At 59.9% G+C, this 11,950-nt stretch carries 11 protein-coding genes, 1 pseudogene and 2 riboswitches; of the genes and pseudogenes, 6 read left to right on the top strand and 6 right to left on the bottom strand.

The window, feature by feature from the left end; genetic code table 11:
* The 3 genes from JJE47_00060 to JJE47_00050 form a co-directional block, all read left to right on the top strand.
* Window positions 1–986 (top strand): hypothetical protein (locus tag JJE47_00060; protein MBK5265802.1); only part of this gene is annotated, 986 nt, incomplete at its 5' end.
* Window positions 983–1,771 carry an ABC transporter ATP-binding protein gene (locus JJE47_00055; GenBank protein ID MBK5265801.1) on the top strand — a complete coding sequence of 263 codons (789 nt, stop codon included), beginning with the start codon at window positions 983–985 and terminating at the stop codon, window positions 1,769–1,771. The genes JJE47_00060 and JJE47_00055, both read left to right, overlap by 4 nt.
* The gene (locus tag JJE47_00050) at window positions 1,768–2,490 is read left to right on the top strand and encodes an ABC transporter ATP-binding protein (GenBank protein ID MBK5265800.1); all 723 of its coding nucleotides are present in this window, start codon (window positions 1,768–1,770) and stop codon (window positions 2,488–2,490) included. Before JJE47_00055 ends, JJE47_00050 begins: the two co-directional genes overlap by 4 nt.
* 50 nt (window positions 2,491–2,540) lie before the next feature.
* Here JJE47_00050 and JJE47_00045 read toward each other — a convergent pair whose 3' ends face one another.
* The gene (locus JJE47_00045) at window positions 2,541–2,915 is read right to left on the bottom strand and encodes a hypothetical protein (GenBank protein MBK5265799.1); all 375 of its coding nucleotides are present in this window, start codon (window positions 2,913–2,915) and stop codon (window positions 2,541–2,543) included.
* A gap of 193 nt (window positions 2,916–3,108) precedes the next feature.
* Window positions 3,109–3,198: riboswitch (glycine riboswitch) on the top strand.
* A gap of 5 nt (window positions 3,199–3,203) precedes the next feature.
* A riboswitch (glycine riboswitch) is annotated at window positions 3,204–3,302 on the top strand.
* 40 nt (window positions 3,303–3,342) lie between these two features.
* On the opposite strand from JJE47_00045, the pseudogene gcvT reads away from it, so the two are divergent.
* Both gcvT and gcvP read left to right on the top strand, forming a co-directional pair.
* Window positions 3,343–4,454: pseudogene (gene gcvT / locus JJE47_00040) on the top strand (glycine cleavage system aminomethyltransferase GcvT).
* Window positions 4,455–4,456: 2 nt separating this feature from the next.
* On the top strand, window positions 4,457–7,258 hold the full coding sequence (gene gcvP, locus JJE47_00035) for an aminomethyl-transferring glycine dehydrogenase (GenBank protein ID MBK5265798.1): 2,802 nt from the start codon (window positions 4,457–4,459) through the stop codon (window positions 7,256–7,258).
* A gap of 16 nt (window positions 7,259–7,274) precedes the next feature.
* Here the strand turns inward: gcvP and JJE47_00030 are convergent, their stop codons facing one another.
* Window positions 7,275–8,408, bottom strand: a complete 1,134-nt coding sequence (locus tag JJE47_00030; protein ID MBK5265797.1) for an alanine--glyoxylate aminotransferase family protein — start codon at window positions 8,406–8,408, stop codon at window positions 7,275–7,277.
* 126 nt (window positions 8,409–8,534) lie between these two features.
* Window positions 8,535–8,885, bottom strand: coding sequence for a hypothetical protein (locus tag JJE47_00025; GenBank protein MBK5265796.1), 351 nt, complete (start codon window positions 8,883–8,885; stop codon window positions 8,535–8,537).
* Between the two features lie 359 nt (window positions 8,886–9,244).
* Here JJE47_00025 and JJE47_00020 point away from each other — a divergent pair, with 359 nt between their 5' ends.
* Window positions 9,245–9,412 (top strand): hypothetical protein, encoded by a 168-nt coding sequence (locus tag JJE47_00020; protein ID MBK5265795.1) that lies wholly within the window; start codon window positions 9,245–9,247, stop codon window positions 9,410–9,412.
* A gap of 57 nt (window positions 9,413–9,469) precedes the next feature.
* Here the strand turns inward: JJE47_00020 and JJE47_00015 are convergent, their stop codons facing one another.
* The 3 genes from JJE47_00015 to JJE47_00005 form a co-directional block, all read right to left on the bottom strand.
* On the bottom strand, window positions 9,470–10,081 hold the full coding sequence (locus JJE47_00015) for a YgjV family protein (protein ID MBK5265794.1): 612 nt from the start codon (window positions 10,079–10,081) through the stop codon (window positions 9,470–9,472).
* Entirely contained in the window at window positions 10,078–10,656 is a 579-nt protein-coding gene (locus JJE47_00010; GenBank protein MBK5265793.1) for a mismatch-specific DNA-glycosylase, read from the bottom strand. The genes JJE47_00015 and JJE47_00010 overlap by 4 nt, the downstream gene beginning before the upstream one ends.
* 319 nt (window positions 10,657–10,975) lie before the next feature.
* A partial coding sequence (locus JJE47_00005; protein MBK5265792.1) for an alanine racemase occupies window positions 10,976–11,950 on the bottom strand: 975 nt, incomplete at its 5' end.

Here is an 11,950-nt window from a genome sequence, read left to right as displayed (position 1 = left end):
TGCCGTGGATCGTCAACGATTTCGTCTCAGACGTCCTCGGGTTCGTCGGTTTGTACATCTTGCTCGGTCTCGGTCTGAACATCGTCGTCGGGTTCGCCGGTCTGCTGGACCTGGGGTATGTCGCCTTTTACGCGGTGGGAGCCTATTCGGTGGCCATCCTCACCGCTCGCAGTTCCTACCTCGTGGGAGGGTCGGTCACGGGTCCGGCCGTCGCCGGGTACACCAACTTCTGGGTGGCGGTGCCGATCACGATCATCATCGCGGTCATAATCGGTGTTGCCATTGGCGCCCCGGTCCTACGTCTACGAGGCGACTATCTGGCCATTGTTACCCTCGGTTTCGGCGAGATCATTCGGACCTTGGTGCTTTCCGATTGGCTGAAAGCCAAGTTTGGTGGCCCGCAAGGCCTGACCGAAGTAGCGGCGGTTCCCTTCTTCGGGCTCAACACCAGAGACCCGCAGATCCTCTATTACCTCATCTACGCCTTCGCTGGTTTCGCGCTTTTTATTTCATACCGGCTCAAGACCTCACGCGTCGGCCGGGCCTGGGCGGCCATGCGAGAGGACGAAGACATCGCCGAAGGCATGGGCGTGAGCGTTATCAAATACAAGCTGCTCGCATTCGCAACAGGCGCGGCGGTGGGGTCTTTGGGAGGTGCGTTCTTCGCCGCCAAGCTGTCCGTTGCCAACCCCGGTTCGTTCACGTTGCTGGTTTCGATCAACGTACTCGCGGTCGTCGTACTGGGGGGCATCGGTTCCATCCCGGGCGTCGTCGTTGGGTCTCTTGTCCTGGTTGGACTTCCCGAACTGCTTCGCGAATTCGGCGAGTTCAGATTGCATATCTACGGTGCCATCTTGATCGCCATCATGATTCTCAAGCCTGAGGGCCTGATTCCCGACAAGCGTCGAGCCCTCGAACTCCACCAACCCGATCACCAACCCGAGAAGTCCGTACTTAGCGCCGAGGCAACGGAAGGTATCCAATGAGCCACCTCCTGGACGTGAAGGGATTGTCGATTCGCTTCGGTGGCGTTCAAGCCGTCAACAAGGTCGACTTTCATGCCGACCCCGGCGAAATCGTCGGCGTCATCGGACCGAACGGGGCTGGAAAGACCACCCTCTTCAACATCATCACCGGCTTCTACAGTCCCGACGAGGGCACCATGATCTTCGACGGGCACAACATCTCAGGACTCAAGCCCAACGCCCTCACCCGCCTCGGCATGGCACGGACGTTTCAATCGGTGAGGCTCTTCAACGCGATGACCGTCCTCGAAAACGCCATGGTCGGCCAGCACACCCGGACCAAAGCCGGGGTGTGGGGGGCGCTCACACGTTCGTCGAAAACAAAAGCAGAAGAAGATCGAATCCAGGAAAGAGCCCGCGAAGTGCTGGCGTTCTTTGGGGATCGGTTGTCGGGACGCGAGGATGCGCTTGCTTCCGACCTCGCCTACGCCGACAGGCGTCGACTTGAAATTGCCCGTGCCATGGCCACCGACGCCAAGCTTCTGTTACTAGACGAGCCGGCGGCCGGAATGAACCCGGCTGAGAAAGATGGATTGATTAGTCAGATCGGCCGTCTCCGATCTGAGCTCGGTTATTCGATCATCCTCATCGAACACGACATGCCGGTCATCAAGAGTGTCTCCGACCGGGTCGTCGCTCTCGATCACGGCGAGAAAATCACCGAAGGGACCTACGACGAGGTGTCGACCAACAAGCAAGTCATCGAGGCCTACCTCGGCAAGGCCGCTGGGGAGTCGCACCTATGACCGCCATCCTGTCAGTCAACGACGTCGACGCCGGATATGGACCAAGCGAGGTCCTCCAAAAAGTCAATATCCATGTGGACGAGGGCGAGATCGTTTGCTTGCTCGGTTCTAACGCCGCCGGCAAGAGCACCACGCTGCGGACCATCCTCGGGATGGTCCGGGCCAGGGCCGGAACCATCTCGTTACGCGGCGAACAGATCCAGACCCTTTCGACCCAGCAGATCGTGTCGAAAGGCATCACGATGGTGCCCGAGAATCGCCGGCTGTTCGCCAAAATGACCGTACGCGAGAACCTTGAGATCGGCGCCAACATGCGCAGAGACAAGGCTGAGATCCTGACCGATATCGACCGGGTATTCCTGCTCTTTCCCCGCCTCAAGGAGCGGGTTGCGCAAAAAGCCGGGTCTATGTCGGGGGGCGAACAACAGATGTTGGCCATCGGACGGGCGTTGATGGCCAAACCATCAGTCCTCCTCATGGACGAACCGTCGATGGGTCTCGCCCCGATCCTGGTTCAGCAGGTTTTCGAGACCATCCAGCAAATCAACGCAGACGGCGTCACCGTGTTGGTGGTCGAGCAGAACGCCAACGTGGCGCTCGCCATTGCGGATCGTGGCTACGTCATCCAGACCGGTCGGATTGTGATGTCCGACACGGCAAAAGCGATGCTCGCCAACCCGAAGCTGCGTGACGCATATCTCGGCGAGTTGGAAGGCTGACCCGACCGATCGGTGTGACCAGCGTTTTGGCGAACGTCCTACGATCTGACTCAGAACAGTCGATGCCTGACACGCATGACTCCCCCGACAAGCAGCACAGCTGACAGCACGGCGAATACCGGGATATCCAGGGCAGGCGTACCTCCAAGGTCGGTCCCTACCGCGTGCGAGACCAAATGGGCAGCCGACCCGGTACCAACCCCGAGTAGCCCGGCGGCCAGGGAATCGGAGTAACGCATAGCCAGAAGGAGCACTGCACCCAGGCCAATCTGGAACGCGCCAATGTCCTGGATGAAGTGCTGGTTGTACGGTTCAAAGCGAGCCAGCTGATCGAAAAACGACTCCGGCAGGATCATCGCCCAAAGACCGAAGGTGCCAAGCACGACCCCACCGAAACCGGCAATCCTCGCAGGAACCTTGCTCATCGAACTGACCCCTTCTACAGATGTCGTTAGCGTATCTGGTTTGGATGCCGCACTCAAAGGTTTTCGCCCGGACACACGCACCTACCCGACGAGTTGGCATCCAGGTCCGATATTTCGAATCGTACTCGCACTCGATCGTGAGGGTCCTCGCGTCGGCGTGCCGGAGTCCGATAGAGTAAAGTGCACACTGCTGGTGAACAGCGCGGGAGAGATCACTTTCGAGGTGATCGCCGAAGGAGCAACCGCCCCGGAACCTCTCAGGCAACCGGACCGCGTTGGGAAGCACTACTGGAGAGCAGGACCGGGTCTTCGGATCAGGGTCCTCGCCGAAGGAGTAAGCGTGGGCGAGGCAACTCGGCACGTGAATCTCTCAGGCACCGATGACAGGCGGGGCGAGTGTTGTACGTACGCACACGCAAAGGTCATCATGTCTGAACCAACCCAGCCCGAACCAATCCGGATCCCCCTCCACTCCCTGCATGACGAGGCCGGTGCCCGCTTCGGGACATTCGCCGGCTATGACATGCCAATGCGATATGAAGATGGAGCAGTAGCCGAGCACGAATGGTGCCGCACTTCAGCCGCCCTCTTCATGTTTCCCATATGGGTGTCATAGAGATCCGTGGCGACTTACGAGCTTCCGCACTCGAATCGTTGGTACCCGCCGCCCTCTCCGAGCTGGCTGTTGATCGGGCCCGCTACACGTTTTTCACCAACGAGGCGGGCGGGGTGCTTGACGACCTCATGGTCACGAACCGGGGCGATTACCTTCAACTGGTCGTCAACGCCGGCACCAAACACGACGACCTGGCGCACCTGCGTGCCCGCATCAGCGACCTCTGTGACGTCTCCTCCCTGCTCGACACCGCCATCCTGGCAATCCAGGGGCCGCTGGCAGCCGACATTATGCTCCTCCACTCCCCCCAACTCGCCAATCTCTCGTTCGGTTTCGGGGCTTCGGTCGATGTCGGTGGAGCGAAGGTTTGGGCATCCCGATCGGGCTACACGGGAGAAGACGGGTTCGAACTCATCGCCGACGCGGCCGACGCCGATCAGATCGCCAACACCCTCCTGAGCGATTCCCGGGTCCGATTGGCGGGACTGGCCGCCCGCGACTCGCTGCGCCTCGAAGCAGGACTATGCCTGTACGGTCACGAGCTGACACCCGACATCACGCCCATCGAGGCCGGTCTCTTGTGGGCGATTCAGAAGCGTCGCCGGGTTGACGGCGGCTTTCCCGGTGACGAGATCATTCAGGAACAAATCGCCGGCAGCCCCCTCCGGGTCCGGGTGGGCTTGGTCTCAGAAAAACGTCCAGTGCGGGAGCAATCCTCGCTTCTCGGCGAGTCCGGTGACGAAATCGGTTTCGTAAGCTCCGGCGGCTTCGGCCCCAGCTACGACGGACCCATTGCGATGGGCTACGTACCCACCCGGTTTCAAGATCCCGGCCAGGTTGTGATTGCCCTTCAGCGAGGCAAGGAGATCCCCATGACCGTGACAGAACTCCCATTCGTCCCCCATAACTACTACCGAGGTTGATCATGGAATTCGTAGACCGACATATCGGACCCCGCCACGCAGATGTTGATGAGATGCTCATTGCGGTCGGCGTCAGCACCCTCGGCGAACTAATTGACAAAACCGTCCCGGCCTCGATCCGCGACGAACAAATGGACGCTCCCGAACCTTTGTCCGAGGTCGAAGTCCTCAAGAAACTGCGAGACATCGCAGCCAAGAACGAAGTGATGTCATCACTCATTGGCCAGGGGTATTACTCGACGGTTACCCCGGCGGTAATCCGGCGCCGCCTCATCGAAAGCCCTGCCTGGTACACCGCCTACACCCCCTACCAGCCAGAAATCTCTCAGGGACGCCTAGAGGCGCTTTTGAACTTCCAGACCATGGTTGCTGACTTGACCGGGATGGATATTGCCAATGCTTCGCTCCTCGACGAAGCCACCGCCGCCGCCGAAGCCATGACCTTGATCCACCGATCCACCAAGGGCAGCAATGGTGACCGATTCCTCGTCGACCGGGCTTGTTTTCCCCAGACAATTGCGGTTCTCGAGACGCGGGCCGACCCGCTAGGACTTGAAATCGTCATCGGCGATCCCGCTGATATCGACGACAGCTTCTTCGGCATGATCGTCCAATACCCGGGTGAGCGGGGCTCGATACCCGACCTCAAGGCGACAATCGACAACGCCCACGGTTCAGGAGTAGCCGTGGCGGTGGCTGCGGACATCCTGGCACTGACCCTCATCGAGGCACCAGGAACCTACGGAGCAGACGTGGTGGTGGGATCCACCCAGCGATTCGGAGTCCCGCTCGGCTTTGGTGGCCCCCACGCCGGTTACATGGCCATCACCGACGATCTAAAGCGCTCGATGCCGGGTCGACTTGCCGGCGTGTCGGTGGACACCGAAGGTCGCCCCGCCCTGCGGTTGGCACTCCAGACCCGCGAGCAGCACATCCGGCGGGAGCGAGCCACCTCCAACATCTGCACTGCTCAAGCGCTACTGGCCATCGTGTCGTCGATGTACGCCGTCTACCACGGCCCGGATGGCCTGACCGACATCGCCACCGGGGTACACACCAAAGCTGCCCGGATCGCCGCCAGCCTCACAGGGTCTGCTCATGTCGTGAAAAACTCATCGTTCTTCGATACGCTTGAAGTCACGATCGATGGCGGGGCATCCAACTTCATGGAGCGAGCCACCGCCCAGCGGATCAACGTCCGTTACCTTGATTCTCAGACCATCGGAATGAGCTTTGATGAGGTGACGTCTGAGAAGACCCTCGAGACGCTCTGTGAGCTATTCGGCGTCGAGTTGGTCGCCGATGCCCCGTCTGGCATTCCCGAGTCGGTGGCCCGGACCACCGAATTTTTGACCCACCCGGTATTCAATGTTCACCATTCTGAAACGCAGCTGCTGCGCTACATGCACATGTTGGCCAGCAAGGATCTGGCGCTGGACCGGGCCATGATTCCACTCGGGTCGTGCACCATGAAACTCAATGCCACCGCCGCGCTGGAACCGATCAGCTGGCCGGAATTTGCCTATATCCACCCGTTCGCGCCGTCCGATCAGACGGTCGGATACCAGGAGATCATCGCCGATCTCGAACGGTGGTTGAGTTCGATCACCGGGTATTCAGCGTTCAGTCTCCAGCCAAACGCCGGATCGCAAGGCGAATTTGCTGGTTTGTTGGCCATTGCGGCATACCACCGAAGCCGGGGAGACGATCACCGAAATGTCTGCTTGATTCCGGCATCGGCCCATGGCACGAACCCGGCATCGGCAGTCATGGCCGGCATGGAAGTGGTCGTGGTCGCAACCACCGCTATGGGCGAGATCGACTTGGGTGACCTGCGGGCCAAAGCCGAACAGCACTCAGCGTCGTTGGCAGCCATCATGATTACCTACCCGTCCACCAACGGAGTGTTTGAAGAAACCGTCGGGGAGGTCTGCCAGATCGTCCATGACCATGGAGGCCAGGTCTACGTCGACGGAGCCAACCTGAACGCCCTGGTCGGATTGGCCAAACCGGGACATTTCGGAGGTGACGTCTCGCACTTGAATCTCCACAAGACTTTCTCGATCCCCCACGGCGGGGGCGGACCCGGCATCGGTCCGATCGGTGTCGGAGCCCACCTTGCCCCATTCCTGCCGGGACATCCCGAATTGGACCTCGGTACCAAGCAGGGCCCGGTCTCGGGGGCCCCCTACGGCTCGGCCGGTGTGCTTCCCGTTCCCTGGGTCTATATCCACATGCTCGGCGAAGCCGGCCTGCGACGCTCGACGGAAGTCGCCATCCTGAATGCCAATTACATCGCCAAACGGTTGTCGGATGCCTACCCGGTCCTCTACACGGGAACCAACGGGTTTGTTGCTCACGAATGCATCATCGATATCCGGCCCATCACCCACGACTCGGGAGTAACCGTCGACGACATCGCCAAACGACTCATCGACTACGGCTTCCACGCTCCCACCATGAGCTTCCCGGTTGCCGGCACACTTATGATCGAGCCAACCGAGTCGGAATCCAAGCAAGAGTTGGATCGGTTTATCGACGCCATGTTGCAGATCCGCGAGGAGATCGCCGAGGTCGAGTCAGGCACGGTCTCGGTTGAAGAATCCGTCCTGCGCCACGCTCCTCACCCTGCCCGCGACATGATGACCGAAGACTGGGACCGGGCCTATCCCCGCATGCAGGGTGCCTACCCGGGATCGGCGCACACCGGTCGGAAGTACTGGCCACCCGTGTCACGGATCGACGGGGGTTACGGGGACCGTCACCTAGTGTGCTCCTGCGTCCCGATCGAGGACTATGCCTAAGACTTCGTGGAAGGACCTAGGAGCTCAGAATAACTCCAAGGGTGTTTTCCAACAACGCGACCGTCCGGTCGATGTTGTGCAGTTTGTCGAGGCCAAATATCCCCATGCGAAACGTCGAGAAGTCGGCTGGTTCGTCGCACGCCAGCGGTACACCGGCGGCGATCTGTATGCCGGCGCCGGCAAACTTCGATCCGTTCTTGATCGACGGGTCATCGGTGTAGGCGACCACCACCCCTGGAGCTTCAAACCCGGGAGCGGCCAGGCTTTTGAACCCGAACTGGCCAAGGAGAGCCCTCACCCGGTCACCGAGTTCTTGTTGTTCGGCTTTCAGATTCTCAAACCCGTACATCTCAGCCTCGGACATGACATTCCGAAAGACAATCAGGGCGTCGGTCGGCATGGTGGCGTGATAGGCATGGCCCCCACCCTCATAGGCTTCCATGATCTCGGTCCACTTCTTGAGGTCGCACGCGAAGCTCGAGCTAGCGGTGTTTTCCATCCTGGCGCGGGCTCGCTCGTTCATCATGACCAGGCCGGCACAAGGCGAAGCACTCCAGCCTTTTTGGGGAGCGCTACACAGGACATCAACTCCAAGCGCTGCCATGTCGACCCACATCGTGCCCGACGCAATGCAATCCAGCACAAAGAGGCCACCGACGGCGTGCGTCGCGTCGGCAACTCTCCGAATGTAATCGTTAGGCAGGATAATTCCGGCGGAGGTTTCGACATGGGGAGCAAACACAACGGCGGGCCGTTCGGAGGCGATGGTCGCTTCAACCTCATCAATTGGAGCGGGCGCAAAAAACGCCTGCCGTCCCTCCTCGATAGCCCGGGCTTTGAGAACCGTATGTGACGCAGGAATCCCACCGGCGTCGAAGATCTGAGTCCATCGATAGCTGAACCAGCCGTTTCGAAGGACCAGGCAATGCTCTCCGTTGGCAAACTGGCGGGCGACGGCTTCCATACCAAACGTTCCGCTTCCTGGTACCACAGCCACGGTGGTCGCTTTATAGACCGTCTTGAGCGTGGCCGAAATATCCCGCATGGCAAGCTGAAACAACTGCGACATGTGGTTCACAGCTCGATCGGTGTAAACCACTGAATATTCGAGTAGGCCGTCCGGGTCGACATCGGGTAGCAATCCGGGCATGAGCATCCTCCAAAACAGTCAACGTGTCTCCCGTTGGAAGACCCGTTTTGAGATTACCTCAATTAGGCCGATCCACTCGACTCGCCCGGCGGACCTCCCCGAGTGCGGTGGCCGGCGTACGTCGGATCAGCTGCCCTCAGCGCGGGCCCTAGCCCATGCCAAAGCTTCTACCTCGTCGGAAAACACTTCGACCGGCCGGCCGGGAGACTGGTACTTCTTGAACAGGCCAGCCAATGCAATGGAAATATCGGAGCTCACGAGCAGGGCCGTCGCCACCTCTACCCCACCCAGATCATCACTGAACATTCCCCGGGCATCCCGACCGGCGAACTCCATCTCGCGCATATCAACCAACACTGCGACTGGAGCACTACCAGCCAGCTCGACCGTGACCCTCTGAACCTCACGGGCATCTTCAGGACTCAGCACCGCCTGGGAATCGATGACGTGAACAATCACGCGGCCGTCCAGATGCATCTGTCCTATGGGCGTTCTGGAGGCCATATCCGAACCCTAGTTGGAAAAATCGTGGTCAGGAAGGCAATTGGGAAACCGGGACAACTCGGACCAGGCGCCGTTGGAAGCCCCCCTTCAGTCGGATAGTGACCGTGGGTCAATCGACCGGAATCCACAGGGGTGAACTGATCGCGTTCGCCACAACACACCGATCTAGCGGTCACCTGAGAGCGGTGGAACGTCGGGACCACTGCATTTTTACCGCACCCCCAATCATCCTGATTTCGCATGCCTGGCGCGGTATCCTTGGTTCGGCCAACTTCCTAAACATTCCAATCGACCAAAACAACCAGACACCATCTGAGTGAGGGGAAGCGGAAATGCGAGAAGGACCAGAGGACGAGCGACGAAAGACCCGCCGCAGAACCGAAGAACGCCGGCGCGCCGAACGCCGAACCAAAACCGAAGCTCCTGCCGAAGGCGTCGAACGGCGCATGGGTGAGCGCCGCAAGGGAGACCGCCGACAAAGCGACCGGCGCCAGCCCTAACCCGATCTACACATAGGAATCCATTGGCCGCTCCACCGGTCGTGACCCGGATTCGGATCAGGATTCCGGCCGCACGAACCACCCGTCTGGACTTTCGACAAATCCCATCCGCCTCAAATAGGCGATGTGGCCTTGCGACGGCGCAGCAACTTTGAAAGTGGCCTTCGGTAGCGGGCCGTCCGGGGAATACAGGTAGCGGCCAATCTTCGAATCTCGAAACCGGGGAATGGCATAGTCAAGATTCACTTGCCATTCGTCTGGCCCACTCTCATGGCCGATCCACAGCCCGGCAGGCACGAGATCGCGCAACACGAAGATCGCCCGGCAGTCACTCTCCGGCATGGAAAAGGACGGGAAGTAGTTGGCGATGTCGCTCCCGTGGAATTCAAGAAACCGCTTGAGGTACGCACTATCGGGGCCCGTAGAAAGAAACGAGAAATAGTCCGTCACCTGACTCATGCGATACAACGACCAGGCGTTGATAGCCATGATGCTCACATTCACAACAATGAGAGGCACCGCCCCGATCAGTGTGGCGTACGTCGTGAAAACCAGCGCTCCAGCGAGGCTGACCATGCGAAGACGACGTAGAGAGGTCATGAGCAGGGCGGTAACCACCAGCGCCGAAGCGAGGTAGCCAATGAGCTCATACACGAGGCCTCGACTCATGCAATCTCCTTGATGGTGATGCCGGCCGCATCGGCAGCTTTGCGGTACCAGGTTGCTAGCGAGTCAACCGATTCGTGGGCGTTCAAGCCACTCGGATTCGGCAAAACCCACAATTCGGCATGACCTATCAGCTCGGATTGACGGCCCATGACGGCCTTCGGTCGCCTGAAACCGGTCCGATACGCGGTGATACCTGCGATCGCGACAACCGCCGGGCGCCACATCTCGATGTTGGCTATCAATCGCTCGGCACCTTGTCTCAGTTCCTCATTCGACAGTTCCGAAGCTTTGGCAGTCGCCCGCGGCGCAACGTTCGATATCCCCAGGCCCCGCTGGGTGAAGCGATGTCGGTCATCGTCGGTCATGCCCGCCGACGGGTCGGTCGGCCAATCGACAATCCCCGCTTTCAAAAGTGCCGGATAAAACCGATTCCCCGGGTATGCGAAGTGCGTCTGGGTCGCCGCCGTCCACAAACCCGGGTTGATACCGACGAACAAGAGCTTCACCGGTGGTATTACCAGATCGGGAACGGTGGCATCTCGAAACGCTTCAAGTTCTTGCCGTGTGTATCCCACAACCGAGCATGTTAGGTCAGCGATAACTCCGGCATTCAGTCTCTTTATAGGTGCCAGTTGGCCGCTCACTAGTTCACCAAGGGGACAACGAATCGACCAAGCTTTTGTACGGGCCATGACGGCCGGGATCTTGTCAGGTGGTGAAAGGCCCGCAATTCGAGGCGAGATTCGACGATTCGGACAAATTCGGCCGATTCCGGAAACCACTCCGGCGCCGGAAGCCACCGAATGCCGGCAAGATCAGGAGGTCTTCACGTCCGAAGAGGCCGCTCCAATTTCGCCTCGCCGTATGCGCCAGACGAACTGGTGATCAAGGCGCCTAGGAAAGATGGCCCCGCAGGTCCACGGAGATGACCTCGCCGGTCGAAAGCAACAGCTGATCGACGAGGTTGATCACGGGACAAACGTGGTTCGGTATCACTCTCAACTGGTCGCCGACCATTGGGGGTCGATCCCCACCGGTCGACACGACTGCGTGGTTGTCGTACAGCCTCTCGATGACTGCTACAGGTATCTCCGGGAGGTGGCCGTAGCCTTCAACCCACGCCGGGCGATCCTTTGAGAGGATCTTGGCCCCGCAATCGAGCACGAACCGATCCGAAGAAGGCGTACTGATGACGGTGGCCATCACGGTCACCGCGACATCTTCAAGGTTCATGGAGCGGTTGCTCACTTGCTGCCAGTCGCCAAAGATGTAGGTCCCCGGTCGCACCTCCGTGATCGGAGCACTCATACCGTAAGGCATCGTTGGTGTCGAGCCGGCGCTCACGAAGGGGACCCGCATGCCGGCTATTTCGATAACGCTCTTAGCTTCAGCGAGCACCCGGAGCTCATCGGCACCGGCCCCGGCAGCCGCCCCTGGCGGGTAACCATGTCCCCCGTGGGTGAACACTCCTCCGAAAAGATCTCCACATGCCACCGCCACGGCTACGGCTTCCGTTGGAGCTACCCCCGACCGGCGAAGCCCACTATCGAGTTCGACGATGAGCCGGGGACCTCCATCGGGATATCGAATGGCCAGCAACCCGGCGACGGATAGGTTGTCGACGGCCAAAGCCAGGTCACAACCAGCCTCCAGCAGTCGATCAATCCGGGCCAACTTCGGCGGTGACGGATAGAACGGAACTGCTACAAACAGATCGCCGCCGACACGAGCATTCGACAAGCCAACCGCTTCCGATAGCGTGGCACACGTCAGCCCAACGGCTCCCGCTTCGAGTTGCAACCGTGCCAGTACGGTCGACTTATGGGTCTTGATATGCGGCCGCAACCCAACCCCGGCATCGGTTGCAGC

This window comes from Acidimicrobiia bacterium (genome assembly GCA_016650365.1).
Classification (GTDB): Bacteria; Actinomycetota; Acidimicrobiia; order Spongiisociales; family JAENVV01; genus JAENVV01.
This window is presented reverse-complemented; position numbering and strand designations above follow the sequence as displayed.